The organism is Pseudomonas oryzihabitans, from assembly GCF_024652905.1.
GTDB classification, from domain to species: Bacteria; Pseudomonadota; Gammaproteobacteria; order Pseudomonadales; family Pseudomonadaceae; genus Chryseomonas; species Chryseomonas benzopyrenica.
In genome coordinates, this window is sequence record NZ_CP102428.1 from 3832987 (window position 1) to 3859062 (window position 26076).

The 26076-nt window shown below is 65.4% G+C and carries 26 protein-coding genes and 1 pseudogene; 17 read left to right on the top strand and 10 right to left on the bottom strand.

Annotation, left to right across the window (positions count from 1 at the left end):
- Positions 1–270: 270 nt before the first annotated feature.
- The 4 genes from purE (at position 271) to NRG74_RS17810 (ending at position 3080) form a co-directional block, all read left to right on the top strand.
- Positions 271–765, top strand: a complete 495-nt coding sequence (gene purE / locus NRG74_RS17795) for a 5-(carboxyamino)imidazole ribonucleotide mutase (protein ID WP_007160060.1) — start codon at positions 271–273, stop codon at positions 763–765.
- On the top strand, positions 762–1844 hold the full coding sequence (locus NRG74_RS17800; protein WP_160922115.1) for a 5-(carboxyamino)imidazole ribonucleotide synthase: 1083 nt from the start codon (positions 762–764) through the stop codon (positions 1842–1844). Before purE ends, NRG74_RS17800 begins: the two co-directional genes overlap by 4 nt.
- A 128-nt stretch (positions 1845–1972) precedes the next feature.
- Positions 1973–2221, top strand: coding sequence for a GlsB/YeaQ/YmgE family stress response membrane protein (locus NRG74_RS17805; protein ID WP_007160058.1), 249 nt, complete (start codon positions 1973–1975; stop codon positions 2219–2221).
- Positions 2222–2531: 310 nt separating this feature from the next.
- Positions 2532–3080: a DUF3299 domain-containing protein gene (locus NRG74_RS17810; protein WP_093253038.1), complete on the top strand. Its 549-nt coding sequence runs from the start codon at positions 2532–2534 to the stop codon at positions 3078–3080.
- 96 nt (positions 3081–3176) lie between these two features.
- Here the strand turns inward: NRG74_RS17810 and NRG74_RS17815 are convergent, their stop codons facing one another.
- On the bottom strand, positions 3177–3554 hold the full coding sequence (locus tag NRG74_RS17815) for a glutaredoxin family protein (protein ID WP_257704956.1): 378 nt from the start codon (positions 3552–3554) through the stop codon (positions 3177–3179).
- 140 nt (positions 3555–3694) lie between these two features.
- Between NRG74_RS17815 and NRG74_RS17820 the strand changes: the two genes are divergently transcribed.
- On the top strand, positions 3695–4363 hold the full coding sequence (locus tag NRG74_RS17820; protein WP_257704957.1) for a uracil-DNA glycosylase family protein: 669 nt from the start codon (positions 3695–3697) through the stop codon (positions 4361–4363).
- 38 nt (positions 4364–4401) lie between these two features.
- Positions 4402–4896 (top strand): hypothetical protein, encoded by a 495-nt coding sequence (locus NRG74_RS17825; protein WP_257704958.1) that lies wholly within the window; start codon positions 4402–4404, stop codon positions 4894–4896.
- 52 nt (positions 4897–4948) lie between these two features.
- On the opposite strand, the gene radC is transcribed toward NRG74_RS17825, so the two are convergent.
- The gene (gene radC / locus NRG74_RS17830; RefSeq protein ID WP_173148867.1) at positions 4949–5623 is read right to left on the bottom strand and encodes a RadC family protein; all 675 of its coding nucleotides are present in this window, start codon (positions 5621–5623) and stop codon (positions 4949–4951) included.
- Positions 5624–5758: 135 nt separating this feature from the next.
- Between radC and coaBC the strand changes: the two genes are divergently transcribed.
- The 4 genes from coaBC (at position 5759) to argB (ending at position 11014) form a co-directional block, all read left to right on the top strand.
- Positions 5759–6982, top strand: a complete 1224-nt coding sequence (gene coaBC, locus NRG74_RS17835; RefSeq protein ID WP_257704959.1) for a bifunctional phosphopantothenoylcysteine decarboxylase/phosphopantothenate--cysteine ligase CoaBC — start codon at positions 5759–5761, stop codon at positions 6980–6982.
- Complete coding sequence (dut, locus tag NRG74_RS17840; RefSeq protein WP_068384508.1) at positions 6975–7430, top strand: dUTP diphosphatase; 456 nt, start codon at positions 6975–6977, stop codon at positions 7428–7430. The genes coaBC and dut overlap by 8 nt, the downstream gene beginning before the upstream one ends.
- A gap of 1212 nt (positions 7431–8642) precedes the next feature.
- The gene (gene algC, locus NRG74_RS17845) at positions 8643–10037 is read left to right on the top strand and encodes a phosphomannomutase/phosphoglucomutase (RefSeq protein WP_197480243.1); all 1395 of its coding nucleotides are present in this window, start codon (positions 8643–8645) and stop codon (positions 10035–10037) included.
- 74 nt (positions 10038–10111) lie between these two features.
- Positions 10112–11014: an acetylglutamate kinase gene (argB, locus tag NRG74_RS17850; protein WP_093253062.1), complete on the top strand. Its 903-nt coding sequence runs from the start codon at positions 10112–10114 to the stop codon at positions 11012–11014.
- Between the two features lie 61 nt (positions 11015–11075).
- On the opposite strand, the gene NRG74_RS17855 is transcribed toward argB, so the two are convergent.
- The 4 genes from NRG74_RS17855 to pyrE form a co-directional block, all read right to left on the bottom strand.
- Complete coding sequence (locus tag NRG74_RS17855) at positions 11076–11927, bottom strand: urea carboxylase-associated family protein (RefSeq protein ID WP_257704960.1); 852 nt, start codon at positions 11925–11927, stop codon at positions 11076–11078.
- A 15-nt stretch (positions 11928–11942) separates the two neighbouring features.
- Positions 11943–12608, bottom strand: coding sequence for a GntR family transcriptional regulator (locus NRG74_RS17860; protein ID WP_257704961.1), 666 nt, complete (start codon positions 12606–12608; stop codon positions 11943–11945).
- Between the two features lie 143 nt (positions 12609–12751).
- Positions 12752–13348 carry a DUF4124 domain-containing protein gene (locus NRG74_RS17865; RefSeq protein ID WP_068384510.1) on the bottom strand — a complete coding sequence of 199 codons (597 nt, stop codon included), beginning with the start codon at positions 13346–13348 and terminating at the stop codon, positions 12752–12754.
- Between the two features lie 23 nt (positions 13349–13371).
- Entirely contained in the window at positions 13372–14013 is a 642-nt protein-coding gene (gene pyrE, locus NRG74_RS17870; RefSeq protein ID WP_017639227.1) for an orotate phosphoribosyltransferase, read from the bottom strand.
- Between the two features lie 80 nt (positions 14014–14093).
- Here pyrE and NRG74_RS17875 point away from each other — a divergent pair, with 80 nt between their 5' ends.
- Entirely contained in the window at positions 14094–14873 is a 780-nt protein-coding gene (locus NRG74_RS17875; protein WP_007160046.1) for an exodeoxyribonuclease III, read from the top strand.
- Positions 14874–14931: 58 nt separating this feature from the next.
- Here NRG74_RS17875 and NRG74_RS17880 read toward each other — a convergent pair whose 3' ends face one another.
- The 3 genes and pseudogenes from NRG74_RS17880 to NRG74_RS24720 all read right to left on the bottom strand — a co-directional run.
- On the bottom strand, positions 14932–15360 hold the full coding sequence (locus tag NRG74_RS17880) for a universal stress protein (protein ID WP_257704962.1): 429 nt from the start codon (positions 15358–15360) through the stop codon (positions 14932–14934).
- Between the two features lie 81 nt (positions 15361–15441).
- Positions 15442–16092 (bottom strand): methyl-accepting chemotaxis protein, encoded by a 651-nt coding sequence (locus tag NRG74_RS24715; RefSeq protein WP_437181198.1) that lies wholly within the window; start codon positions 16090–16092, stop codon positions 15442–15444.
- A pseudogene (locus NRG74_RS24720) lies at positions 16078–17100 on the bottom strand (PAS domain-containing protein); the annotation flags it as partial. The pseudogene NRG74_RS24720 and the gene NRG74_RS24715, both read right to left, overlap by 15 nt.
- Here NRG74_RS24720 and glyA point away from each other — a divergent pair.
- The 6 genes from glyA to purU all read left to right on the top strand — a co-directional run bounded on the left by glyA (position 17017) and on the right by purU (position 24530).
- Positions 17017–18270: a serine hydroxymethyltransferase gene (gene glyA, locus NRG74_RS17890; RefSeq protein ID WP_007160043.1), complete on the top strand. Its 1254-nt coding sequence runs from the start codon at positions 17017–17019 to the stop codon at positions 18268–18270. The pseudogene NRG74_RS24720 and the gene glyA overlap by 84 nt on opposite strands.
- Before the next feature lie 78 nt (positions 18271–18348).
- A complete protein-coding gene (locus tag NRG74_RS17895) occupies positions 18349–19599 on the top strand; it encodes a sarcosine oxidase subunit beta (protein WP_257704964.1) in 1251 nt (416 codons plus the stop codon).
- Between the two features lie 11 nt (positions 19600–19610).
- The gene (locus tag NRG74_RS17900; protein ID WP_017639232.1) at positions 19611–19910 is read left to right on the top strand and encodes a sarcosine oxidase subunit delta; all 300 of its coding nucleotides are present in this window, start codon (positions 19611–19613) and stop codon (positions 19908–19910) included.
- Positions 19907–22927 carry a sarcosine oxidase subunit alpha gene (locus NRG74_RS17905; RefSeq protein WP_017639233.1) on the top strand — a complete coding sequence of 1007 codons (3021 nt, stop codon included), beginning with the start codon at positions 19907–19909 and terminating at the stop codon, positions 22925–22927. Before NRG74_RS17900 ends, NRG74_RS17905 begins: the two co-directional genes overlap by 4 nt.
- Before the next feature lie 15 nt (positions 22928–22942).
- Positions 22943–23572, top strand: coding sequence for a sarcosine oxidase subunit gamma (locus NRG74_RS17910; protein ID WP_257704965.1), 630 nt, complete (start codon positions 22943–22945; stop codon positions 23570–23572).
- Positions 23573–23672: 100 nt separating this feature from the next.
- Positions 23673–24530, top strand: coding sequence for a formyltetrahydrofolate deformylase (gene purU, locus NRG74_RS17915; RefSeq protein WP_042134842.1), 858 nt, complete (start codon positions 23673–23675; stop codon positions 24528–24530).
- A 310-nt stretch (positions 24531–24840) separates the two neighbouring features.
- On the opposite strand, the gene choV is transcribed toward purU, so the two are convergent.
- The gene (gene choV, locus NRG74_RS17920; protein WP_017639236.1) at positions 24841–26073 is read right to left on the bottom strand and encodes a choline ABC transporter ATP-binding protein; all 1233 of its coding nucleotides are present in this window, start codon (positions 26071–26073) and stop codon (positions 24841–24843) included.
- Between the last annotated feature and the right edge of the window lie 3 nt (positions 26074–26076).

Consider the following 26076-nt stretch of genomic DNA (forward strand, 5'->3'; position numbering starts at 1 on the left):
TGGGCCGCTCCTACGGTAGGGGCTGCTGCTGTAGGAGCGGCCCATGGCCGCGATAAAAGCCAACCCCCTAACGCCACGCCCCACCCCAGGCCTCTGGCCCGTACCTTTCACCCCACACCACCACCCATCCCAAGGGCGCCACAGCCTGTCCTGCAACCGACAGGCGATACCCGGCGCAGGGGCACGCTCTGCCACGCTTTCGTCTATACTGTCCCGCTCATTTCCCAAGCCACGTCCGCCGCGTGGCTTCTTCATTTCAGAGGCACGACGATGAGCGCACTCGTAGGCGTGATCATGGGCTCCAAGTCCGACTGGTCCACCCTGAGCCACACCGCCGACATGCTGGACAAGCTGGGCATTCCCCACGAAGTGAAGGTGGTCTCCGCCCACCGCACCCCCGACCTGCTGTTCCAGTACGCCGAAGAGGCTGCCGGCCGCGGTATCGAGGTGATCATCGCCGGCGCCGGTGGCGCCGCCCACCTGCCGGGCATGTGCGCCGCCAAGACCCACCTGCCGGTGCTCGGCGTGCCGGTGCAGTCGTCCATGCTTTCGGGCGTCGACTCCCTGCTGTCCATCGTGCAGATGCCCGCCGGTGTGCCGGTCGCCACCCTGGCCATCGGCAAGGCCGGCGCCATCAACGCCGCGCTGCTGTCCGCCAGCATCCTTGGTGGCAAGTATCCCGAGTACCACGAGCGGCTGAACGCCTTCCGTGACGAGCAGACCCGCACCGTGCTGGACAATCCCGATCCGAGGGAGCAGGCATGAAGATCGGCGTCATCGGTGGCGGCCAGCTGGGCCGCATGCTCGCCCTGGCCGGCACGCCGCTGGGCATGAACTTCGCCTTTCTCGATCCGGCGCCGGATGCCTGCGCCGCTGCCCTGGGCGAACACCTGCGCGCCGACTACGGCGACCAGGATCACCTGCGCCAGCTGGCCGACGAGGTCGATCTGGTGACCTTCGAATTCGAGAGCGTCCCGGCCGAGACCGTGGCCTTCCTCTCGCAATTCGTGCCGGTCTATCCGTCCGCCGAAGCCCTGCGCATCGCCCGCGATCGCCTGTTCGAGAAGTCCATGTTCCGCGACCTGGGCATCCCCACCCCAGCCTTCGCCGACGTGCTCTCCCAGGCCGACCTGGACGCCGCCGTGGCCCGTATCGGCCTGCCGGCGGTGCTCAAGACCCGTACCCTGGGCTACGACGGCAAGGGCCAGAAGGTCCTGCGTCAGCCGGAGGACGTCACCGGCGCCTTCGCCGAACTGGGCAGCGTGCCCCTGCTGCTGGAAGGCTTCGTGCCCTTCACCGGCGAGGTGTCCCTGGTGACCGTGCGCGGTCGCGACGGTGAGGTGGCCTGCTATCCGCTGGTGCACAACACCCACGAGAGCGGCATTCTGCGCCTGTCGGTGGCCAGTGCCGACCATCCGCTGCAGGCCCTGGCCGAAGACTATGCCCGCCGCGTGCTGGAACAGCTCGACTACGTCGGCGTGCTGGCCTTCGAATTCTTCGAGGTCGAGGGTGGCCTCAAGGCCAACGAGATCGCCCCGCGCGTGCACAATTCCGGACACTGGACCATCGAAGGCGCCGAGTGCAGCCAGTTCGAGAACCACCTGCGCGCCGTGGCCGGCCTGCCGCTGGGCTCCACCGCCAAGGTGGGCGAGAGCGCCATGGTCAACTTCATCGGCTCGGTCCCGCCGGTGGCCGCCGTCACCGCCCTGGAAGACTGCCATCTGCACCACTACGGCAAGGCCTTTAAGGCCGGGCGCAAGGTCGGTCACGCCACCCTGCGCAGCGCCGATGCCGCGACCCTGCAGACCCGCATCGCCGCCCTGGAAGCCCTGATCCAGGATTGATGCCAGACGGCTTCCGCACACGGAAGCCGTTTTCCCCTGAACCTCGAAGGATCACCGGTGGTCGGAGAGTACAACGACGCCTGCTGACCGGCGTTGTCTTACCAGCACTCAAACAGGGGATTCTTCACATGGGCATCATCGCAACCATCATCATCGGTCTCATCGTCGGCCTGGTTGCCCGCTTCCTGAAGCCGGGCGACGACAGCATGGGCTGGATCATGACCATCATCCTGGGCATCGTCGGCTCCGTGGTCGCCACCTACCTGGGCCAGGCACTGGGCATCTACCGTGCCGGTGAAGGCGCAGGTTTCATTGGTGCCGTGGTCGGCGCCATCATCGTGCTGTTTATCTACGGCATGGTGACCAAGCGTCGCTAAGAACGTGTTCACGATCTCGCGAGCTAGAGACAAACAAGGCGAAGATGGCTGAGGAAGCGGAGTTTACAAAGGGTAAATGAGCATTCCGAAGTCATTTTCAACGCCGTTTGGCCGACGCGCAGCAGATAGTGAATAGGTTCTAAGACGCCGCTTCGCCTCGGCGAAGCCAAGCAGCACAGCGTTTCCGCCCCTGGTGTCGCCCGTCGATCCAGGGGCTTTTTAATGGGCGAGGCTCTGCTTTGCGGCCTTGGGGCTGGACCCCTGACTTGGCGCGCCGCACACTCGGACTTTTGCGTCCGACCTGCCGACCATGCCCAGACTGCTCATTACCCTGCTGCTCGCCAGCCTGCCGCTGCTAACTCACGCCGCCAAGGGTGAACCGCCAGAAACCAACTGGCTCGATCTGCTCACCGCCGAAGATCGCCACGCCCTGGAGACCATGCCCGAGATCAGCCACAACAGCCCCGAAGCGCCGGGCGGTTTCGGCTCGCCGGGCGGGCTCAAGCAGAAGGACAATGGGCTGCCCGAGGTGATGCACTCCACCCGCACCGTGGCCGCCCTGAATGGCAAGAACGTGCGCCTGGGTGGTTTTCCGGTGCCGCTTGAGACCGACGCCAAGGGCAATTTCCGCGAATTCTTCCTGGTGCCCTATCCGGGCGCCTGCATCCACGTGCCGCCGCCGCCGCCGAACCAGATCGTCTTGGTGCGCTACCCCAAGGGCGTGCCGCTACCAGACATCTACGAGCCCTACTGGGTCATCGGCACCCTGCACACCGAGGCGGTCGACAACGACCTCGCCGAAGCGTCCTACACCCTGGACGCCAGCAAGGTCCGCAAGGTCGAAGAAAGCGACCTCTAGCCCCGTAGGTTGGGTTGAGCGCAGCGAAGCCCAACACGCCAAGGCGTCAGCCTGAGCAACGCCGCCGCCTTGTCCATTCTAGTCGCTACCTGAACGTTACCCCGGCTGCCGCTCGCCGTAGCGCTGCTCCAGATAGGCGATGATGTCGTCCGACTCGTACATCCATACGCTCTGGCTGCCTTCGTCGATGCGCAGGCAAGGCACCTTCACCCGGCCACCGCCCTGTTCCAGCTCGGCGCGCAGCTGTGGATCCTTCTTGATGTCCTTGAGGCGGATCGGCAGGTTCAGCCGATGCAGCGCCCGCCGCGTCTTCACGCAAAAAGGGCAGGCCTGGAACTGATAGAGCGACAGATTCGCCAGCTCCGCCTCGATGGCAGTCTGAGCCTGCTCAGGGCGCTGGAGCTTGCGTGGCCGGGTCACCAGATCCAGGCCGACGATCACCTGGCCGAGGCCGTTGCGTAGCAGATTGATCAACGGGATTCACCTTGAGGGTCGTTCGAGCCGGGCAGTTTACCCTATCGCCCCAGGGCTGCCGCTCCGCCAGTCGTTACGGAACGTCAACCGCCGGGCAGCGCTCTACTAGAGGGATTAATTCCTCGATGGAGAGCTGTTGCATGCCGCTGTCTTCCGCAGAGCGCGAAGCCTTTCGCCAGCTCGCTGCCGATCTTCCAGGTGTCGATCTTCCGGTCTATCAACAATTCGCCAAGGACCCGCTGGACCCCATCATCGGTCTGGGCGATCCCGATGCGCCCCTGGGCTTCTTCGGTCGCGATCCGGGGCGGGAGGAAGTGAAGTACGGCGAGCCCTTCATCGGCAGCGGCGGCCAGATCGCCCGCAAGGTCCTCTATACCCACCTGCACGGCCAACCCCCGGCCGACTTCGAAGCCAGCCGCAGCCTGAGCCAGCAATTCTTCTGGGCCAACACCGTGCCCTACAAACCCCTGGGCAACAAAGCCTGGTCGGAACGGGTGAAAAAGACCTTCCATCCCCTGATGCGCCGCCTGCTGGTGGAACACTGGCACGGCACCCAGCTCATCACCTTCGGTCGCGAGGCCTTCCTCTGGTTCGGCATCGGCCAATCCAAGGAAGAGCGCGCCCGCCTGGAGGCCTTCTGGAAGAGCGAAGACCGCTTCGAAAGCAGCATCGAGGTCACCCTGGAGACGGAGGAGGGCACCCGCAAGACGCTGACCCTCTATCCACTACCGCATCCGTCGCCATTAAATCAGACGTGGTATACGAGGTTTCCGGGGTTGTTGGAAAGCAGAATAAAAAAACTCGTATAGGCTTATCAGGAAATTCTTAAGCCATCTCGGATGCCGCAATGGAAGGATTCTGGTCTTTTGTATGCTCTTTGTTTGGGGCAGGCCTAGGTACTTTACTTATAGGGTTTTTAGGAAAAGCCTGGATCGAAAATCGCTTGAGGGCGAGTATAGATCACGAGTATTCAAAGGATTTAGAGCGCATCAAGGACGAGATAATTAGAGATCAAACCAGGGCCATCGAAGAGCTAAAAAGAGAAATTCAAATCAGAGATAAGGCCGCAAAGATTGCTGATCTTATATCGGAGTGGTGTTCATGGCCGGAAAGCCGAAAGCATCTAAATTTACTGACTTTCGAAGCTTTTTTGTGGTTGCCGGATGAAATTCTTGAGGACCTTTCCGCAGTGCTTTCGCATTCTCCAGAAGCGCCTGACGTCAGACAGGTCTTAAGCAAAGTAAGAAAGCATTTGATAGGCACTACTAATCTAGACCCAGAAAAATTTATAATTTTCAAGGATGACGCGAGCAAATTTTCTAACGAGAATGATCCAAAATAAAAATTTTTTAAAACAACTATCTGAATGGTTTCAACAACAGTAGATTCAATAGCTAAAGCCACCCATATTCCGCCATCGACAGCGGCTCTCCATCCCCCACGATGAAATGATCCAGCACCCGCACATCGACCAGCGTCAGGGCGTCCTTCAGGCGCGTGGTGAGCAGGCGGTCGGCCTGGCTGGGTTCGGCGATGCCGGAAGGGTGGTTGTGGGTGAGGATGACGGCAGCGGCGTTGTGGGCGAGGGCGCGCTTGACCACCTGGCGGGGGTAGACGCTGGCGCCGTCGATGGTGCCGTGGAACAGGGCTTCGAAGGCCAGCACCCGGTGGCGGGTGTCGAGGAACAGGCAGCCGAAGATTTCGTGGGGTTCGTGGCGCAGGCGCGCCTTTAGATAGTCGCGGACCTGCTGGGGGCTTTCCAGCGCCGAGTCGCGCTTGAGGCCTTCGGCCAGGTGGCGGCGGCCCATTTCCAGCACCGCCTGCAGCTGGCTGTACTTGGCCGGGCCGAGGCCGAGGTGGGTGCTGAAGGCGGTGAGGTCGGCCTCCAGCAGGGCCCTCAGGCTGCCGAATTCCCCAAGCAACTGGCGGGCGAGATCCACCGCGCTTTTGCCGGCCACGCCGGTGCGTAAAAAGATCGCCAGCAACTCGGCGTCGGTGAGGGCCTGGGCGCCTTGCTCCAGTAGTTTCTCCCGCGGCCGTTCCTGGGCCGGCCAATCCTTGATGCTCATGGGTGCTCCTTGTCTGGCGGGGCGCCTGCGTCCTGCAGGCGCTGTGCTATCTTAACCGGATCATTCGCGGGTGCGCGCAGGCCTCGATTGGCCGTGCGATGCCCGTTCTAGACGGTTCGAGAACGGAAAGGCTATATGCAGCGGCTCCATCGTAAACGCATCGTGCTGGGCGTCGGAGGTGGCATCGCCGCTTACAAGAGCGCCGAGCTGGTGCGCCGCCTCAAGGATCAGGGCGCCGAGGTGCGGGTGGTACTGACCCGCGGCGGGCGCGAATTCATCACGCCGCTGACCCTGCAGGCGCTGTCCGGGCTGCCGGTGCACCTGGATCTGCTGGATCCGGCCGCCGAAGCGGCCATGGGTCATATCGAGCTGGCCCGCTGGGCCGATCTGGTGCTGGTCGCGCCGGCCACCGCCGATGTAATGGCGCGCCTGGCCCAAGGCGTGGCGGACGATCTGCTCACCACCCTGGTGCTGGCCACCGATGCCCGGGTCGCCCTGGCACCGGCCATGAACCAGGCCATGTGGCGCGATCCGGCCACCCAGGCCAATGCGGAGCTCTTGCGCAGTCGCGGTATCAAGCTGTTCGGCCCGGCCAGTGGCAGCCAGGCCTGTGGCGACGTCGGCCCCGGTCGGATGCTGGAAGCCACCGACCTCGCTCAGCTCGCTGCCGACTGCTTCCAGCGCCTCGACCTGACCGGTCGCCACGTAGTCATCACTGCCGGCCCGACCCAGGAAAACATCGACCCGGTGCGCTACATCACCAACCACAGCTCCGGTCGCATGGGCTTCGCCCTGGCGGAAGCGGCGGCGGAGGCGGGCGCTCGCGTCAGCCTGGTGAGCGGCCCGGTGCACCTGCCGACCCCCGACCGCGTCGAGCGCATCGACGTGATCAGCGCCCGCGACATGCTGGCCGCCTGCGAGGCGTTGATGCCCTGCGACGTGCTCATCGCCTCGGCGGCGGTGGCGGACTATCGCCCCGAGGTGATCGCGCCGCACAAGCTGAAGAAGGACCCCACCCGCGGTGACGGCCTGCTGCTGGAGCTGGTGCGCAACCCGGACATCCTCGCCACCCTGGCGGGGCGCCCGGATCGGCCCTTCAGCGTCGGCTTCGCCGCGGAAACCCAGAATCTGCTGGAGTACGCCCAGCGCAAGCTGCGCGACAAGAATCTCGACCTCATCGTCGCCAACGATGTGGCCAATCCGGCCATCGGCTTCAACAGCGAAGACAACGCGGTCACCGTGATCGACCGTGGCCTGCACGAGATCCGCTTCGAGCAGACCAGCAAGAGCAAGATCGCCCGCCAGCTCATCGCCCTGATTTCCACCCACCTCAAAGACACCGCTCAGACTCATGCATAGCCTCCAAGCCAAGATCCTCGACCCGCGCCTGGGGCGCGATTTCCCGCTGCCATCCTACGCCACGCCTGGTTCGGCCGGCCTCGACCTGCGCGCCATGCTGCAGGAGGAACTGGTGCTGGAGCCGGGCCAGACCGCGCTGATCCCCACCGGGCTTGCCATCCATGTGGCCGATCCGTCGCTGGCGGCGCTGATCCTGCCGCGCTCGGGACTGGGCCATAAGCACGGTATCGTGCTGGGCAATCTGGTCGGTCTGATCGACTCGGACTACCAGGGCGAACTCATGGTCTCCTGCTGGAATCGCGGCCAGACCACCTTCACCGTGAGCATCGGCGAACGTATCGCCCAGCTGATGCTCGTACCTGTGGTCCAGGCGCACTTCGACATCGTCGAGAACTTTACCGAGACCGAACGGGGTACCGGCGGCTTCGGGCACTCCGGTACCCGCTGACGCCAAACATGCGAGGCGCGCCGTGACATAAAGGAGAAGAACGGCATGGCAAGGGGCAAGAACGGCAAGGATGTGCGCAAGACGGCCCCTCGGGTCGCGGGCTTGCCCGGCATGGGCGCGGGGCTGCTGCTGGCGCTCGCCGGTCTGCTGCTGGCCGCGCTGCTGCTGTGGTTCCTGGTGTTGCAGCCGCAGGGCGCGCGCAACCAGGAGCAGCAGGCGGACCAGGCGCTGCAGGCCCAGGCGGCCTCCCTCAATCAGCTGCTGGTCGGTCTGACGCGACGGCTGCAGGGCGTCGCCGGGGATGCCCTGGTGCTGCAGGCGCTCCAGGGCGATGACCCCGCGGCGCGTGCGACGGCGGAAAGCCAGCTGCGCGAGCGCCTCGGCGTGGTCGATGTGCTGGTGGTGCCGGCCGGCATGCGCCAGATCGAAGACGACCGTCCCGGTCCCCTCAACTATGCCGCCCTCGATCTGCTCAAGCGCCTGGAAAGCGGCCAGCGGACCCCACCGGAAGCCTATCGCCTGGGGGATCGCTGGCTGGTCTACAGCGCCCAGCCCATCCGCCGCGGCGATCAGTTGCTCGGCAGCGCCGTACTGGTGGAAGCGCTGCCGGCGGTGCTGCAGGGCTGGGCCACGCCGCCGGCGAATGTCGGCCAGTGGCGCCTGCTGCAGCAATTTCCCGGTGGCGGTGTGCAGGTACTGGCCAGCGGCGGCAGCCCCGGTGATCCGGCGCTGATGCGCCGGCTCGCCACCGGCAGCCCGCTCTGGACGCTGGAACTGGCACCGGCCGCCGAGGCCGGCGCCGATACCCCTGTGGGCCTTCCCCTGGTAGCGCTGCTGCTGGCGCTGTTCGGCGTGCTGGCGGGCTTTTGGCTGTTTTCCCGGGAGCTGTCACGCCGGCTCCGTGACGACGTCCGCAGTCTGACGGCCTATGCCGAGGAACTTGAATCCAATCAGATAGCCAAAAGCCCGACTTTGCGCCTGGCGGTAATGGAACCCGTGGCCAAGTCGACGGCCCGATTGGCCAGCCGATCGGCCGGGTCGTCGCCGGACCTATATGCTGCGGCACCTAGCGATGCCGTGGCCAAGACCCTGGCGGAGTTTGCCGACAGAGGCCGCGCTCAGCAGAGCGAGCCGCTGTTCCAGACCACCGACATCCTCGATATCAGTATCCTCGACGAAGACCAGGATCTCCTGGGATTGGAGAAACCCCCGATGAGCACTACCCCGCAAGCCCCCCAACTCAACGCCAGCATCTTCCGCGCCTACGACATCCGTGGCGTGGTGGGTGACTCCCTGACCGCCGAAGCCGCCTACTGGATCGGGCGCGCCATCGGCTCGGAGAGCCTGGCGCGTGGCGAGCCCAACGTGGCCGTCGGCCGTGACGGCCGCCTGTCCGGCCCCGAGCTGGTCGCCCAACTGATCAAGGGCGTGGCCGACAGCGGCGCCAATGTCAGCGATGTCGGCATGGTGCCGACCCCGGTGCTCTACTACGCAGCCAACGTGCTCGAAGGCAAGTCCGGCGTCATGCTGACCGGCAGCCACAACCCGCCGGACTACAACGGCTTCAAGATCGTCATCGCCGGCGAGACCCTGGCCAACGAATCCATCCAGCGTCTGCGCGAGCGCATCGAGACCGGCGACGTGGCCAGCGGCCAGGGCCAGATCAAGCAGGTCGACGTGCTCAAGAGCTATGCCGACTACATCCGCAACGACGTGGTGCTGGCCAAGAAGCTCAAGGTGGTGGTGGACGCCGGCAACGGTGTCGCCGCGGTCAATGCCCCCCAGCTGATCGAGTCCCTGGGCTGCGAGGTCATCCCGCTGTTCTGCGAGGTGGACGGCAACTTCCCCAATCACCATCCGGATCCGGGCAAGCCCGAGAACCTGGAAGACCTGATCGCCAAGGTCAAGGAAACCGGTGCCGACCTGGGCCTGGCCTTTGACGGTGACGGCGACCGCGTCGGCGTGGTGACCAACGAAGGCAAGATCATCTATCCCGACCAGCTGCTGATGCTGTTCGCCAAGGACGTGGTCTCCCGTAATCCGGGCGCCGACATCATCTTCGACGTCAAATGCACCCGCCGCCTGAACAACCTCATCGCCGGCTACGGCGGTCGTCCCATCATGTGGAAGACCGGTCACTCGCTGATCAAGAAGAAGATGAAGGAAACCGGCGCCCTGCTGGCCGGCGAGATGAGCGGCCACGTGTTCTTCAAGGAACGCTGGTTCGGTTTCGACGACGGCATCTACAGCGCCGTGCGCCTGCTGGAGATCCTCAGCCAGGAGAAGCACAGCGCCCAACAGGTGTTCGATACCTTCCCGGTAGACATCTCCACCCCGGAGATCAATATCCAGGTGACCGAAGAGAGCAAGTTCGGCATCATCGAGACCCTGCAGCGCGACGCCCAGTGGGGCGATGCCCAGATCACCACCCTGGACGGCGTTCGCGTCGATTACCAGAACGGTTGGGGTCTGGTGCGTGCGTCCAACACCACGCCGGTGCTGGTGCTGCGCTTCGAGGCGGAAACCCTCGAGGAGCTGGAGCGCATCAAGACGGTGTTCCGCAAGCAGCTGCTGGCGGTGGAGCCGGATCTGAATCTGCCGTTCTGACCTCGGGTCAGCGGTAGCACAGAGGGCGCCTAGGCGCCCTCTGTCTTTTCTTAGTCGACCTTGAGAGGTGAGCCATGACCCTGAGCCGCGAGGATGCCTCGCACGTCGCCGAGGTGCTGTCCGAGGCGCTGCCCTATATCCGCCGGTTCGTCGGCAAGACGCTGGTGATCAAGTACGGCGGCAACGCCATGGAGAGCGACGAGCTCAAGGCCGGCTTCGCCCGTGACATCGTGCTGATGAAGGCGGTGGGCATCAACCCGGTGGTGGTACACGGCGGCGGTCCGCAGATCGGCGACCTGCTCAAGCGCCTGTCCATCGAGAGTCACTTCATCGACGGCATGCGCGTCACCGACGCCCAGACCATGGATGTGGTGGAGATGGTCCTGGGCGGCCAGGTCAACAAGGACATCGTCAACCTGATCAACCGCCATGGCGGCAAGGCCATCGGCCTGACCGGCAAGGATGCGGGCCTGATCCGTGCCACCAAGCTCAAGGTCAGCCGGCAGACGCCGGAGATGACCCAACCGGAGATCATCGACATCGGCCATGTGGGCGAGGTCACCGGGGTCAATATCGACCTGATCAACATGCTGGTGCGCGGTGACTTCATCCCGGTCATCGCGCCCATCGGCGTGGGTCCGGACGGTGAGTCCTACAACATCAACGCTGACCTGGTGGCAGGCAAGGTGGCCGAGGCGCTCAAGGCCGAGAAGCTGATGCTGCTGACCAACATCGCCGGCCTGATGGACAAGCAGGGCCAGGTGCTCACCGGGCTGTCCACCGAGCAGGTCAATTCGCTGATCGCCGACGGCACCATCTACGGCGGCATGCTGCCGAAGATCCGCTGCGCGCTGGAAGCGGTGCAGGGCGGCGTGCAGAGCGCCCACATCATCGATGGCCGGGTGCCCAACGCGGTGCTGCTGGAAATCTTCACCGACGTCGGCGTCGGTACGCTGATCTCCAACCGCAAGCGCTGAGCGCTTTCGGTCGGACCCAGAAACGGCGCCCCAGGGCGCCGTTTCTATTGCTGGCCCGGAATCACTGCTCCCAGCTGGCCTTGGGCAGTGTCAAGCCGTGCTGGCCGTTGTAGGCCGCTCGCTTGGGCGATTCCCAGCCCTGCAGCAGCTCTTCCTCGACCCGATAGATCTCCACCCCCAGTGGACGGCAGACCCTGAGCGGGTCCTCGGCATCGGGCCCCCACATCGCCAGGGACAGATCGCCGCCCGGGCAGGTGGACAGGGCGCAGAGCACGTCGATCTCGGCGAAGAATTCCAGGTAGTCGCCGGGCTTGGCCGGGCAGGCCTTCATGAAGTACAGGTCGTCGTGGTTGAGGCCGGTGCACTGGAAGATGTTCAGCACATCGTGGACGTCGAATTCGGTGAGGCCATGGGGCAGCACCGCGCGGGTCAGATTCGAATGGCAGTGGTGGTGGAAGTCCTCGCCGGTGAGCATCTTGTTGACGTAGGGGTCGCAGCGGGTGCCGAGCAGGTCATGCAGGCGGCCGCCGTGTTCATCGATGCCATAGCTGGCCAGGCTGTCGTCGGTGATGGTCAGCAGCGGCCGCAGGAAGGGCAGGTTGGACCAGAGCCGGTCGTAGGTGCTGACGTGGGCACCCTGCAGTTGCCGGGTACGCGCGGCCCACATCCGTTCGCGCGGATCCTCGGCGTTCCAGACGTTGAAGTCGCCGACCTGAGGCCCGTGTGGGGTGGTGACGCGGAACAGATGGCCCGCCGGGACCTTCCAGGCACGGCCGGTGCGGATCGGAATCTCGAATTGCTCGATCAGGGTGCGGGCGTCCTTGTTTTCGCGCAGGCGATCGTAGAAGGCCTGGTCGACCTGCAGGGCGGAGCCCTGGGTGGACTGGTAGGCAGCGGGGTAGTCCTTGTACATGGGCGGTCTCCTCGGTCAGAGCGGCCTGGCTGCGCTGAGCAGATCCAGCAACCGGTTTTCGGAATCGTCGAGATAGCTGGCCATGGCCTCGGCCGCCGCCTGGCGCTGCCCGGCGCCGAGCAGGTCGTGGATCTGGCGGTCACGGGCTGTCCAGGGCCGCTGGAAGTGTTCCTCGTCGGGCGCGAGAGAAAACAGCAGGCGCATCTGGGCGGCGACGGTGGCGAAGAATTCATCGAACAGCGGGCTGCGCAGCAGGCCGACGATGTGCTGATGGAAATGCAGGCCGTGGGTACCAAGGGCGCGCCAGTCCTCGCGCGACTGCGCCAGTTCGGCTGCCTCCAGGGCATCCAGCATCCGATCGGACTGGTATTCGCGCAGCGGGCGGCTGGTGAGGATGGCCTGCAGTTCCAGGGTGCGACGCACCTGGAAGATGTCGCGCACCTCGGCCAGGCCCAGGCGCCGCACCATGACCCCCTTGTGGCGCACATAGGTGGCCAGGCCCTCGCGATCCAGCTGGTGCAGGGCTTCGCGGATGGTGTTGCGCGAGGCGTTGTAGGCCTTGACCAGTTCACTCTCGACCAGCGCCGTGCCGGGCAGCAGGCGACCGCCGATGATGTCTTCGCGCATCTCCAGCAGTAGCTGAGCCCCCAGGGGCAACTCGCCGGCGTCTTTGCCACTCATGAATCTTCACGCCCGGTTGTTCAACAATGTGTTGAGAACCGTTTAGCACGGTGCGTGCCAGAATCTAGCGTGAAAGAATCAGAGAGTTCGTCGCTACCCAGGTGGCGATGGCCGGATACGACCAGGTAGCGGATTCTGCAGGACTAGCGATTCGCGCCCTGAGCCGCTTCCAGTCGCTGCATGCGCGCACGGTCGGCGTCGAAGGCCGCGCTGGTGCTGCTGCGCAGCTCGTCGAAGCGCTGCAGATCGGCCTGCAGACGCACCTGATCGGCCGCCGCGGCGTCGAGGCGGGCCTGCAGATCGGCCGGGAGCGCCTGGCCATTGCGCTGCTGTACCGCCGCCTGCTCCATCAGTTGGCTCTGCAACTGGCGCGTGGCCTCCAGGTTGGCCTTCTTGATCTGCAGCAGGCCGTCCAGCTCGGCCAGTTTGCGCGCCTTGGCGCGGTCGACGTCCTCGACATTGCTGTAGAGCCTGCGCAGCTGGCCATCGACCAGGGCCTGCTGGCGCTCGCGTTCACGGCGGTCGAGTTCGGCGGCGGGCAGTGCCGGGGCGACCTTGCGGATCACCCGGCCCTGCTCGTTGAGCACGTCGTAGCCCTTGCCGGCGTATTCCGGCGGCACGCCTTGGCGGTCGATGACCAGGGTGCCGTTGCGGTCCAGATAGCGATACAACTCGGCCGCCTGGCCAGCCAGCGGCAGGGCGATGAGCAACAGACTGGCAGCGGCGCGACGTACGACCATGACCGTCTCTCCTGGGCTGACGACTAGATACCGTATTGAGCGCGATAGTCCTGGACGGCGGGCAGGTGACGCTTGAGCTCGGCGTCCTCGGCCAGGTATTCGAGCACCTGGTCCAGGGCGACGATGCTGAGCACCGGGATCCCATAGTCGCGCTCGACTTCCTGGATGGCCGACAACTCGCCGCGGCCGCGCTCCTGGCGGTTCAGGGCGATGAGCACCCCGGCCGCGCTGGCGCCCTGGCCGTCGATGATCTGCATGACCTCGCGGATGGCGGTGCCGGCGGTGATGACGTCGTCGATGATCAGCGCCCGGCCGGTCAGGGGCGCGCCCACCAGCAGGCCGCCTTCGCCGTGATCCTTGGCTTCCTTGCGATTGAAGCACCAGGGCACATCGCGGCCGTGGTGCTCGACCAGGGCCACCGCCGTGGCCGCGGCCAGGGGGATGCCCTTGTAGGCCGGGCCGAAGAGGACGTCGAAGGGCAGGTTGGCCTGCACCAGCGCATCGGCGTAGCAACGGCCGAGCTGGGCCAGCGCCGCGCCGCTGTGGAACAGGCCGGCGTTGAAGAAATAGGGGCTGATGCGTCCCGATTTCAGGGTGAATTCACCAAAGCGCAGAACTCCGCGCTCGATGGCGAAACGAATGAAATTACGCTGATACGCCTGCATATAAGTCCTTGCGCGGCTTGTATTTAGCTAAACCGGTTTAGCTCGGGTATCATACATCCACGATTTTTTGGGGGCCATTTATGCGGATCATCAGCTTGAACGTCAATGGTATTCAGGACGCTGTGGAGCGGGGCCTGTTGCCCTGGCTTAAGGCGCAGAATGCCGACGTGATCTGCTTGCAGGATACGCGCGCCTCTTCTTACGACATGGACGATCCGGCCTATGCGCTGGAAGGTTACATCCTCTATGCCTGCGACGCCGAAGTGCCGTCCCAGGGTGGGGTCGCACTCTATACCCGGGTCCAGCCGAAGGCGGTGATCAGCGGCCTGGGCTTCGAGTCCTGCGATCGCTTCGGTCGCTATCTGCAGGCGGACTTCGACAAGGTCAGCATCGCCAGCCTGCTGCTGCCCTCGGGCAAGCGCGGCGACGAAGACCTGAACATGAAATTCAAGTTCATGGACGACTTCACCCACTACCTGAACAAGCAGCGCCGCAAGCGTCGCGAGTACATCTATTGTGGCTCGCTGTATGTGGCGCACCAGAAGCAGGACGTGAAGAACTGGCGTGACTGCCAGCAGATCCCCGGTTTCCTGGCCCCCGAGCGGGCCTGGATGGACGAGGTGATCGGCAACATGGGCTATGTGGATGCCCTGCGCGAAGTGAGTCGCGAAGGCGACCAGTTCAGCTGGTGGCCGGACAGCGACCAGGCCGAGCACCTGAACCTGGGCTGGCGCTTCGACTACAACATCCTTACCCCGGGTCTGCGCCGCTTCGTGCGCTCGGCGCGCCTGCCGCGGCAACCGCGCTTCTCCGAGCACGCGCCGCTGATCGTCGACTACGACTGGACCCTGAGCATCTGATCCACGCGGTGCCCGGAAACGAAAAAACCAGCCCAAGGGCTGGTTTTTTGTTGGGCGGCTATTTCACCAGGATCACCGGCAAGGGCACCTGGTGCACCACGCGATGGGCCACCGAGCCGAGCAGCAGGCCACTGAGCGACCCCAGGCCGCGGGTGCCCATGACCACGGTGTCCACCTCCAGGCGCCGCGCCGTCTCGCCGATGGTCTCGGCGATGCTGCCGAAACCGACATGGGTCTGGGCCTCGATACCGGCTTCGAGCAGGGCCGGGCGCGCCCGCACCAGGATGTCTTCGGCCTTGTCCTGCAGGCTGCCGCGCCATTCGCGCAGGATGCGGTCATCGAAGGGCGCGCCGTAGATTTCCGGCTCGTTCTGGACATTGAGCAGGTGCAGGTCCAGCGACAGGCCGGCCTTCACCAGGTCGAGGATGTAGCGCAGGGCGTTGTCGGCGCTGGGTGAACCGTCGTAGGCGACCAGGACAGTGTGCATGGGGCATCTCCACGAAAGGGGTATGCCTTCATGCTAGACCCTGGTCGTCAGGGACGCTTGATCCCGATCAAGCCAGCGCCCTCAATGCCCCACCCAGTTACGCGCGCCCTTGGGAATCACCTCGGATTCGTCCAGCTTGCTGGCGAACATGCTCACGGCTTCCACGGCGTCGCTGGCACCATCACGGATCTGCACGATCACCGCGCCGGCCTGGTCCGCCAGCTCGACGCCCTTGACCGCGCGCCCCTGGGTGCTCTCCATGCTGGCCACCGCCTGCTGGGTTTCGTTGAGAATCCGCCCGATCATCTCGGCAATCTCTGCCGTGGCGCTGCTGGTGCGTCCCGCCAGCTGACGAACCTCGTCGGCGACCACGGCGAAGCCACGACCCTGGTCACCGGCGCGGGCGGCCTCGATGGCGGCGTTGAGCGCCAGCAGGTTGGTCTGGTCGGCGATGCCGCGGATGGTGTTGACGATGGCGGTGATCTGCTCCGAGCGCTGGCCCAGCTGGCCGATCACCTCGGCGGATTGACTGACGTTCTGTGCGATCTCACGCATCTCGCCGGCCGCCGCCTGGATGATCTGGGTGCCGTGCTCGGCGACCTTCTCGGTCTCGGCGGAGATGTGATAGGCCCGCGAGGCGCTGCGGCCGTCGCTTTCGTGCTTTTCCACCCGCTCGCTGATGTCGCTGGCGTACTTGACCACCTTATAGAGCCGGCCGGTGGCGTCGTACACCGGGTTGTAGCTGGCTTCCAGCCAGATCACCCGGCCATGCTTGCCCAGGCGCTTGAACTGACCGCGAAAGAATTCGCCGGCATTGAGGCGGCGCCAGAAGTCGGCGTATTCGCTGCTGTTGACCAGGGCCGGCTCGCAGAACAAGCGATGCTGCTGGCCCTGGAGCTCCTTCAGGCCGTAGCCCAGGGTGGCCAGGAAGTTATCGTTGGCGTCCAGGATGCGCCCGTCCAGATCGAATTCGATCCGCGCCAGGGCGCGGTCCAGCGCCTTGAGCTTGCTTCGGGCTTCGCTGTCGCGCTCGACCTGGGCGGTGACGTCGAGGGCGTACTTCACCACCTTGGCGATCTTGCCGCTGCTGTCGGGTACCGGGTTGTAGCTGGCTTCCAGCCAGAGGGTACGGCCCTGGGCGTCCAGGCGCTGGAAGGTGCCGGAGACGAAGTCACCGCGTTTCAGGCGCGCCCAGAAATCGCCATAGTCGCGACCCTGGACCACGGCGGCCGGGCAGAGTCGGCGGTGCTGCTGGCCGACCAGGGCGTCGGCGCGATAGCCGGTCAGCCGGAGAAAGTTGTCGTTGGCGCGCAGGATGGTGCCGTCGAGATCGAACTCTATCACCGCCATGGAACGCTCCAGTGCCTGGGTCAGGCCCTGGTTGGCGTTCGCCTCGGCTTCCAGCCGAGCGATGGTCTTCTTTAGATGCGCATTGAACATGGCAGAACTCGCTGGCTGGGATAAAGACGTAGCCAGCCTATCGGCTCCAAGCGAGCCGACTTGAAAGGACCCGGCGAGCGGTGGAACACGGCGTCTGGACGGCTGTCGCAAACGCGCCGGCCCGGGGCGTAAACAGGCATCTTGGGGTCTGGGGCCGGGCCTACCATCGCGGCCAAGGGGGTGGTTTTCACCGCCACAGACTTTAGGAGCGCCGCGATGTTCAGCAAGCAGGACCAAATCCAGGGCTACGATGATGCGTTGTTCGCCGCCATGGGCGAGGAAGCGCGGCGCCAGGAGCATCACCTGGAACTGATCGCGTCCGAAAACTACACCAGCCAGCGCGTCATGGAAGCCCAGGGCAGCGTGCTGACCAACAAGTACGCCGAAGGCTATCCGGGCAAGCGCTACTACGGTGGCTGCGAGCACGTCGACAAGGTCGAGCAGCTGGCCATCGAGCGCGCCAAGCAGCTGTTCGGCGCCGACTACGCCAACGTCCAGCCGCACTCCGGCTCCCAGGCCAACTCGGCCGTCTACCTGGCGCTGCTGCAACCCGGCGACACCATCCTCGGCATGAGCCTGGCCCATGGCGGTCACCTGACCCACGGCGCCAAGGTCAGCTCCTCCGGCAAGCTCTACAACGCGGTGCAGTACGGCATCAACACCGACACCGGGCTGATCGACTATGACGAGATCCAGCGTCTGGCCGAAGAGCACAAGCCCAAGATGATCGTGGCGGGCTTCTCCGCCTATTCCAAGACCCTGGACTTCCAGCGCTTCCGCGACATCGCCGACAGCGTGGGTGCCCTGCTGTTCGTCGACATGGCCCACGTGGCCGGTCTGGTCGCTGCCGGTGTCTATCCGAACCCGGTGCCCTTCGCCGACGTGGTGACCACCACCACCCACAAGACCCTGCGCGGCCCCCGTGGCGGCCTGATCCTGTGCAAGGCCAACGCCGACATCGAGAAGAAACTCAACGCCGCGGTGTTCCCGGGCGCCCAGGGCGGTCCGCTGATGCACGTCATCGCCGGCAAGGCCGTGTGCTTTAAGGAAGCCCTGGAGCCCGGCTTCAAGACCTACCAGCAGCAGGTGATCAGGAACGCCCAGGCCATGGCTGGCGTGTTCAAGGCCCGCGGCTTCGACGTGGTCTCCGGTGGCACCGACAACCACCTGTTCCTGGTCAGCCTGATCAAGCAGGGCATCACCGGCAAGGACGCGGACGCCGCCCTGGGTCGCGCCTGCATCACCGTGAACAAGAACGCCGTACCCAACGATCCCCAGTCGCCCTTCGTGACCTCGGGTCTGCGCATCGGTACCCCGGCCCTGACCACCCGTGGCCTGGGCGTCAGCGAAAGCGAACGCGTCGCCGGCTGGATCTGCGACATCCTCGACCACCTCGGCGATGCCGATGTGGAAGCCCAGGTGGCGCGCCAGGTGGCCGCGCTGTGCCGCGACTACCCGGTTTACCGATAGTCGCCGCGCGCCTGACGCAACCCCTATCCAACCCCTTTTCCCCTCGCGGAAAGGGGCGTCGTCTGCAGGAGTCTCCAGATGCAACGCTATTCCGGCTTCGGCCTCTTCAAGCACTCCCTGAGCCATCACGAGAACTGGCAGCGGATGTGGCGTACCCCGACGCCCAAGCCGATCTACGACGTGATCATCGTCGGCGGTGGCGGTCACGGTCTGGCCACTGCCTACTACCTCGCCAAGCAATTCGGCGTGAAGAACGTCGCGGTGATCGAGAAAGGCTGGCTGGGCGGCGGCAACACCGCACGCAACACCACCATCGTCCGCTCCAACTACCTGTGGGACGAGTCGGCGCACCTCTATGAGCACGCCATGAAGCTGTGGGAAGGCCTGTCCCAGGACCTCAACTACAACGTCATGTTCTCCCAGCGCGGCGTCTACAACCTCTGCCACACCCTGCAGGACATGCGCGATTCCGAGCGCCGGGTCAGCGCCAACCGCCTCAACGGTGTGGACGGCGAGCTGCTCGACACCCGCCAGGTGGCCGAGGAGATTCCCTACCTGGATTGCAGCAAGAACACCCGCTATCCGATCTTCGGCGCCACCGTGCAGCGCCGCGGTGGTGTGGCCCGTCACGACGCCGTGGCCTGGGGCTTCGCCCGCGCCGCCGACGCCCTGGGCGTGGACCTGATCCAGCAGACCGAGGTCACCGGCTTCCGCAAGCAGGACGGCAAGGTGATCGGCGTGGAAACCAATCGCGGTTTCATCGGCGCCCGGCGCGTCGGCGTGGTCACCGCGGGTAACTCCGGGCACATGGCCAAGCTCGCGGGCTTCCGCCTGCCGCTGGAATCCCACCCGCTGCAGGCGCTGGTCTCCGAACCGATCAAGCCCATCATCGACAGCGTCATCATGTCCAACGCGGTGCACGGCTACATCAGCCAGTCCGACAAGGGCGACCTGGTGATCGGCGCAGGTATCGACAGCTGGGTCGGCTACGGCCAGCGCGGCTCCTACCCGGTGATCGAGCACACCCTGCAGGCCATCGTCGAGATGTTCCCGATCCTCTCGCGGGTACGCATGAACCGCCAGTGGGGCGGCATCGTCGACACCTCGCCGGATGCCTGCCCGATCATTTCCAAGACCCCGGTGGAAAACCTGTTCTTCAACTGCGGTTGGGGTACCGGCGGCTTCAAGGCCACTCCCGGCTCGGGCAACGTCTTCGCGGCGTCCCTGGCCTCCGGCGAGATGCATCCGCTGGCCAAGCCCTTCTCCATCGACCGTTTCCACACCGGCGCGCTGATCGACGAACACGGCGCAGCGGCCGTCGCCCACTAAGGAGCCCGAGCATGTTGTACATCCACTGCCCCCACTGTGGGGAATTGCGCTCCGAAGAAGAATTCCACGCCGCTGGCGAGGCGCACATCCCGCGTCCGCTGGATCCCGAGGCCTGCAGCGACGCGGAGTGGGGCGATTACATGTTCTTCCGCGACAATCCGCGCGGTCTGCGTCACGAGCTGTGGGTCCACGCGTCGGGCTGCCGCCAGTACTTCAACGCGACCCGTAACACCGAGACCTACGAAATTCTCGAAACCTATCCGATCGGCGAGCAGCCCCGCTTCACCGCCGAGCGAGGAGAGCGCACATGAGCCAGGTCCATCGACTCACCCAGGGCGGTCGCCTGGACCGCAGCCAGGCCATCACCTTCACCTTCAACGGTCAGACCTACCAGGGCTTCAAGGGTGACACCCTGGCCTCGGCGCTGCTGGCCAACGGCGTGGACGTGATCGGGCGCAGCTTCAAGTACTCCCGCCCCCGTGGCATCGTCGCCGCCGGTGCCGAAGAGCCCAACGCCATCATGCAGATCGGCGCCACCGAGGCCACCCAGGTGCCCAACGTGCGGGCCACCCAGCAGGCGCTGTATCCGGGCCTGGTCGCCGCCAGCACCAATGGCTGGCCGAGCGTCAACAACGACCTCATGGGCATTCTCGGCAAGGTCGGCGGCAAGATGATGCCGCCCGGGTTCTACTACAAGACCTTCATGTATCCGCAGAACCTGTGGATGACCTACGAGAAGTACATCCGCAAGGCCGCTGGTCTCGGCCGGGCGCCGACCCAGGTCGATCCCGACACCTATGACAACTTCAACCAGCACTGCGACGTGCTGGTGGTGGGCGGTGGCGCTGCCGGTCTGGCGGCGGCCCTGGCCGCCGGTCGCAGCGGTGCCCGGGTGATCCTGGCCGACGAGCAGGAAGAATTCGGTGGCAGCCTGCTGGACAGCCGCGAGCGTCTCGACGGCGCCCCGGCCGCCGACTGGGCGGCCAAGGCGGTGGCCGAGCTGCAGGGCCTGGACAACGTGGTCCTGCTGCCGCGCGCCACGGTCAACGGCTACCACGACCACAACTTCCTCACCATTCACGAGCGGCTGACCGATCACCTGGGTGATCGCGCGCCCCATGGCCAGGTGCGTCAGCGCCTGCACCGTGTCCGCGCCACCCGCGTGGTACTGGCCACCGGCGCCCATGAGCGGCCGCTGGTGTACGGCAACAACGACCTGCCGGGCAACATGGTGGCCGGCGCCGTTTCCACCTACATCCGCCGCTATGCCGTGGCCCCGGGCCAGCGGCTGGTGCTGTCCACCAACAACGATTACGCCTACCGCGTGGCGCTGGACTGGCTCGAAGCCGGTCGCCAGGTGGTGGCCGTGGCCGATGCGCGACCCAACCCCCGCGGCGCCTGGGTCGAGGAAGTGCGCAAGCGTGGCGTGCGGGTCATGGGCGGCACCGCCGTGAGCGAAGCCCGCGGCAACACCCGGGTAACCGGCGCCAAGATCGCCACCATCGACCTTACCGCCTTCCGCACCCTGGGTGGCGGCGAGTGGCTCGACTGCGACCTGATCGCCACCTCCGGCGGTTACAGCCCGGTGGTCCACCTGGCTTCGCACCTGGGCGGTCGTCCGCAGTGGCGTGAAGACATCCAGGCCTTCGTGCCCGGTCCGGCGCCGCAGAAGCGGGTCTGCGCCGGCGGCGTGAACGGGGTCTTCGCCCTGGGCGACGTCCTCGCCGATGGTTTCGAGGCTGGCGCCACCGCGGCGGCCGAAGCCGGTGCCAAGGTCGTCAGCGGTGAGCTTCCCCAGGCCGAATTCCGCCAGGAAGAGCCGAGTCTGGCACTGTTCCAGGTACCCCACGACAAGCCCTCGTCGCGGGCGCCCAAGCAATTCGTCGACCTGCAGAACGATGTGACCGCCGCCGGCATCGAGCTGGCCTGCCGCGAGGGCTTCGAGTCCATCGAGCACGTCAAGCGCTACACCGCCATGGGCTTCGGTACCGACCAGGGCAAGCTGGGCAACATCAACGGCCTGGCCATCGCTGCCCGCGTGCAGAGCAAGGCCATCCCTGAAGTCGGCACCACCATGTTCCGTCCGAACTATACGCCCATCACCTTCGGCGCCATCGCCGGACGGCATTGCGGCCACCTGTTCGAGCCCAAGCGCTACACCGCACTGCACGCCTGGCACCTCAAGCAGGGCGCCCTGTTTGAGGACGTCGGCCAGTGGAAGCGCCCTTGGTACTTCCCCAAGGCGGGCGAGGACCTGCATGCCGCGGTCAACCGCGAGTGCCTGGCCGTGCGCCGTAGCGTCGGCCTGCTCGACGCCTCCACCCTGGGCAAGATCGACATCCAGGGCAAGGATGCGCGCGAGTTCCTCAATCGCGTCTACACCAACGCCTGGACCAAGCTGGACATCGGCAAGGCCCGTTACGGCCTGATGTGCAAGGAAGACGGCATGGTCTTCGACGACGGCGTCACCGCCTGTCTCGCCGACAACCACTTCCTGATGACCACCACCACCGGCGGCGCGGCGCGCGTCTTCGAATGGCTGGAGCTGTACCACCAGACCGAATGGCCGGAGCTGGAGGTGTACTTCACCTCGGTCACCGACCACTGGGCGACCCTGACCCTGTCCGGTCCCAACAGCCGCAAGCTGCTGGCCAAGCTGACCGACATTGATCTGGACAACGCCGCCTTCCCCTTCATGGCCTGGAAGGAAGGCCAGGTGGGCGGGGTGCCGGCGCGGGTGTTCCGCATCTCCTTTACCGGCGAGCTCTCCTACGAGATCAACGTGCCGGCCAACTACGCCATGGGCGTGTTGGAGCAGGTGGTCGCCGCGGGCAAGGAGTTCGACCTGACCCCCTATGGCACCGAGACCATGCACGTGCTGCGGGCGGAGAAGGGCTTCATCATCATCGGTCAGGATACCGATGGTTCGGTCACGCCCCAGGACCTGGGCATGGGCTGGGCGGTGAGCCTGAACAAGAGCTTCTCCTTCATCGGCAAGCGCGGCATGCATCGCGTGGACTGCGTCCGCGAGAATCGCAAGCAACTGGTCGGCCTCAAGCCTCTGGATGCCCGCGACGTCCTGCCGGAAGGCGCGCAGCTGGTGTTCGAGCGCAACCAGCCGATCCCCATGGACATGGTCGGTCACGTGACCTCCAGCTACCACAGCGCGACCCTGGGCTACGGCTTCGCCATGGCGATGGTCAAGGGTGGGCTGGGCCGCATGGGCCAGACCGTCTACGCCCCGCTGGCCGATGGCCGCTACATCGCTGCCGAGATCGTCTCGCCGGTGTTCTACGACCCCAAGGGTGAGCGGCAGAACGTCGCCTAACGAGGATAGCGCCCCATGAACAACATCAATGTCTACGACCAATACTCCGCCAAGGCGCGCGCCGAATCCCCGCTGTTCCACGCCGAGCTGAGCAAGCTCGCGGGCCGCGGCCCGGCCACCGCCGGGGTGACCCTGCGCGAGCGGGCCCTGCTGGGGCACCTGGTGCTGCGTGGCGACGCCCATGACGAAGGCTTCACCGGCGCCGTGCAGAGCGTGGTCGCTCTGGAAGTGCCCGGTCCGCTGGCGATCACCCAGAAGGGCGAGAGCTCGCTGCAGTGGCTCGGCCCGGACGAGTGGCTGCTGGTCGTGCCCGGTGGCAGCGAGTTCGCCACCGAGCAGGCCCTGCGCCAGGCGCTGGGCGAGCGCCATGTCGCCATCGTCAATGTTGGCGGTGGCCAGACGCTGGTCGAACTCAAGGGCCCCAAGGTGCGTGAAGTGCTGATGAAGTCCACCTCCTACGACGTCCACCCGAGCAACTTCCCGGTGGGCAAGGCCGTGGGTACGGTGTTCGCCAAGTCCCAGCTGATCATCCGCCACACGGCGGAAGACACCTGGGAGCTGGTGGTGCGCCGCAGCTTCGCCGACTACGTCTGGCTATGGCTGCAGGACGCGAGCGCCGAGTACGGACTGCGCATCGAGGCCTGATCACGGCTTACGTTCAGTCCCGTTCTAGCGAACCCGACCTGCGTGACGCGCAGGTCGGGTTTTATGGTTTTGGCTTCATCTCTATGCAAAGGAATTCAACATGAGCCGCACGCCCGATACCTGGATTCTCACCGCCCAGAGCCCGAGTCGCCTCGGCACCGTGGACGTGGTCACGCGCTACCTGTTCGAGCAGGGCTGCTATGTCACCCAGCACCACAGCTTCGATGATCGCGAGGCCCAGCGCTTCTTCATCCGGGTGGAATTCCAGGTACCCAGCGACTTCAACGAAGGCCTGTTCCGCGTCGGCCTCGACCTGCGCTTCACGCCCTTCGACATGACCTTCGAGCTGACCCCGCCCGGCTATAGAGCCAAGGTCGCCATCATGGTCTCCAAGGCCGACCACTGCCTCAACGACCTGCTCTATCGCCAGCGCATCGGCCAATTGCCCATGGACGTGGTGGCGGTGATCTCCAACCACCCGGACCTAGAGCCCCTGGCGGCCTGGCACGGCATTCCCTATCACCATTTCCCCCTGGATCCTCAGGACAAGCCGGCCCAGGAAGCTCGGGTCTGGCAGGTGCTGCAGGAGACTGGCGCCGAGTTGGTGATCCTCGCCCGCTACATGCAGGTGCTGTCGCCGGAACTCTGCCGCCGCCTCGACGGCTGGGCGATCAACATCCACCACTCCCTGCTGCCCGGCTTCAAGGGCGCGCGGCCCTATCATCAGGCCTATGCCAAGGGCGTCAAGCTGGTGGGCGCCACCGCGCACTACATCAACAACGACCTCGACGAAGGCCCCATCATCGCCCAGGGCGTCGAGTCCGTGGACCACGCCCACTATGCCGAAGACCTGGTGGCCCGCGGCCGTGACATCGAGTGCCTGACCCTGGCCCGTGCGGTGGGTTATCACCTGGAACGCCGCGTCTTCCTCAACGCCGGGCGGACGGTGGTGCTCTAACCCTTCTCGCTACCCATCCCGGCGGGCTGCGAGATCGCCAAGGCGTTCGCAGCCCGCCTGTCCTGCGCCACCTCGATCATTTTTCTATCGGCACGGCGGTACCCATCAGGCGCTGCCCGGAGACGTGCGCGCGTCCTTTGGCCGTGCTAGGCGAACAGGATCAGGCTGGGCGACGGCCAGGGATGGAGGTGTAGCTCAGGATGAGGCGAGGTGTCGGGTAAGCGCGCCGTGGATGGTGCTGCCGGCGGTGGAGCAGGAGGGCGGTGCGCACCCGCCTCCGTAGGGGAGAGGCGGGTGGCGGGGCAGGCGGTCAGCCGGCCTGGGACAGGGTTGAGCGGACCGCCGGCGGGGCGACGTCTTCGCCGGCCTTTTCCAGATTCTTGCCCAGCAGGGCGTGGTAGAGCTCCTTGTCACCGAGGATGCCCACGGCGCGGCCTTCGGTCTCTAGCACCAGCTTGTGTCCGGTGTGGTAGCGGATCTCCAGGGCATCGCGCATGCGGATGTCGGCCGGTGCCAGGGTCGGTTGGCGTTGCAGGCTGGTGACCGGCATGCCCGGGGTCCAGCGTTGCAGGGCCAGGCTCTCGCCGCCACGGCGCAGGGCCTTGACCGTCTGGTTTTCCAGGGCCAGCCAGATATCGTGGCTGCGCTCCAGGCAGATCTCGTTGCCTTCACGACCGCACTTGTCCAGGCCACGCATCAGGCTATAGCCGCTGAGCACGTTGAGCGGATTGGTGTGGGCGACGAAGGTGCGCACGTATTCGTCCGCCGGATTGAGCACGATGTCTTCGGGGCGGCCGTGCTGAATGATGCGGCCGTCCTTCATGATGGCGATGTTGGTGCCGATCTTGAGGGCTTCGTCGAGGTCATGGCTGACGAAGACGATGGTCTTGTTGACCTTGGCCTGCAGCTGCAGCAATTCGTCCTGCAGTTGCTGGCGGATCAGCGGGTCGAGGGCGGAGAAGGGCTCGTCCATCAGCAGGATGTCGGCGTCCATGGCCAGGGCGCGGGCCAGGCCGACGCGCTGCTGCATGCCGCCGGAGAGGGAGTCGGGCTTCTTGTTGCGCCACTGGGTCAGGCCCACCAGCTCCAGCTTCTCGTCGACCAGCTTCTTGCGCTCGGCGGCCGAGCGACCCTGCATCTCCAGGCCGAAGCCGACGTTCTCGGCCACGGTCAGCCAGGGCATCAGGGCGAACTTCTGGAACACCATGGCGATGCGGGTGGTGCGCATGTCCTTGAGCACGGCGGGCGAGCAGTTGGCGATGTCCACCTCGGCGCCCTGATGCTCGATCAGCAGCTTGCCGCGACTCACGGTGTTGAGGCCATTGATGCAGCGCAGCAGGCTGGACTTGCCCGAGCCGGACAGGCCCATCAGCACGCAGATCTCGCCTTTCTGGACCTCCAGGCAGGCGTCCTCGACGCCCAGTACCTGGCCAGTCTCCTGGAGGATCTCGCTGCGACCCTTGCCCTGGTCGAGCAGCTCCAGGGCGCGCTTGTTCTGCTTGCCGAAGATGACGTCGACGTGTTCGAAACGAATGGCGGTCATGAC

What these genes read in the sequence shown, in the direction of transcription:
- purE (WP_007160060.1), top strand. Translation starts at nt 271, where the DNA reads ATGAGCGCACTCGTAGGCGTGATCATGGGCTCCAAGTCCGACTGGTCC.
- NRG74_RS17800 (WP_160922115.1), top strand. Translation starts at nt 762, where the DNA reads ATGAAGATCGGCGTCATCGGTGGCGGCCAGCTGGGCCGCATGCTCGCC.
- NRG74_RS17805 (WP_007160058.1), top strand. Translation starts at nt 1,973, where the DNA reads ATGGGCATCATCGCAACCATCATCATCGGTCTCATCGTCGGCCTGGTT.
- NRG74_RS17810 (WP_093253038.1), top strand. Translation starts at nt 2,532, where the DNA reads ATGCCCAGACTGCTCATTACCCTGCTGCTCGCCAGCCTGCCGCTGCTA.
- NRG74_RS17820 (WP_257704957.1), top strand. Translation starts at nt 3,695, where the DNA reads ATGCCGCTGTCTTCCGCAGAGCGCGAAGCCTTTCGCCAGCTCGCTGCC.
- NRG74_RS17825 (WP_257704958.1), top strand. Translation starts at nt 4,402, where the DNA reads ATGGAAGGATTCTGGTCTTTTGTATGCTCTTTGTTTGGGGCAGGCCTA.
- radC (WP_173148867.1), bottom strand. Translation starts at nt 5,623, where the DNA reads ATGAGCATCAAGGATTGGCCGGCCCAGGAACGGCCGCGGGAGAAACTA.
- coaBC (WP_257704959.1), top strand. Translation starts at nt 5,759, where the DNA reads ATGCAGCGGCTCCATCGTAAACGCATCGTGCTGGGCGTCGGAGGTGGC.
- dut (WP_068384508.1), top strand. Translation starts at nt 6,975, where the DNA reads ATGCATAGCCTCCAAGCCAAGATCCTCGACCCGCGCCTGGGGCGCGAT.
- algC (WP_197480243.1), top strand. Translation starts at nt 8,643, where the DNA reads ATGAGCACTACCCCGCAAGCCCCCCAACTCAACGCCAGCATCTTCCGC.
- argB (WP_093253062.1), top strand. Translation starts at nt 10,112, where the DNA reads ATGACCCTGAGCCGCGAGGATGCCTCGCACGTCGCCGAGGTGCTGTCC.
- NRG74_RS17855 (WP_257704960.1), bottom strand. Translation starts at nt 11,927, where the DNA reads ATGTACAAGGACTACCCCGCTGCCTACCAGTCCACCCAGGGCTCCGCC.
- NRG74_RS17860 (WP_257704961.1), bottom strand. Translation starts at nt 12,608, where the DNA reads ATGAGTGGCAAAGACGCCGGCGAGTTGCCCCTGGGGGCTCAGCTACTG.
- NRG74_RS17865 (WP_068384510.1), bottom strand. Translation starts at nt 13,348, where the DNA reads ATGGTCGTACGTCGCGCCGCTGCCAGTCTGTTGCTCATCGCCCTGCCG.
- pyrE (WP_017639227.1), bottom strand. Translation starts at nt 14,013, where the DNA reads ATGCAGGCGTATCAGCGTAATTTCATTCGTTTCGCCATCGAGCGCGGA.
- NRG74_RS17875 (WP_007160046.1), top strand. Translation starts at nt 14,094, where the DNA reads ATGCGGATCATCAGCTTGAACGTCAATGGTATTCAGGACGCTGTGGAG.
- NRG74_RS17880 (WP_257704962.1), bottom strand. Translation starts at nt 15,360, where the DNA reads ATGCACACTGTCCTGGTCGCCTACGACGGTTCACCCAGCGCCGACAAC.
- glyA (WP_007160043.1), top strand. Translation starts at nt 17,017, where the DNA reads ATGTTCAGCAAGCAGGACCAAATCCAGGGCTACGATGATGCGTTGTTC.
- NRG74_RS17895 (WP_257704964.1), top strand. Translation starts at nt 18,349, where the DNA reads ATGCAACGCTATTCCGGCTTCGGCCTCTTCAAGCACTCCCTGAGCCAT.
- NRG74_RS17900 (WP_017639232.1), top strand. Translation starts at nt 19,611, where the DNA reads ATGTTGTACATCCACTGCCCCCACTGTGGGGAATTGCGCTCCGAAGAA.
- NRG74_RS17905 (WP_017639233.1), top strand. Translation starts at nt 19,907, where the DNA reads ATGAGCCAGGTCCATCGACTCACCCAGGGCGGTCGCCTGGACCGCAGC.
- NRG74_RS17910 (WP_257704965.1), top strand. Translation starts at nt 22,943, where the DNA reads ATGAACAACATCAATGTCTACGACCAATACTCCGCCAAGGCGCGCGCC.
- purU (WP_042134842.1), top strand. Translation starts at nt 23,673, where the DNA reads ATGAGCCGCACGCCCGATACCTGGATTCTCACCGCCCAGAGCCCGAGT.
- choV (WP_017639236.1), bottom strand. Translation starts at nt 26,073, where the DNA reads ATGACCGCCATTCGTTTCGAACACGTCGACGTCATCTTCGGCAAGCAG.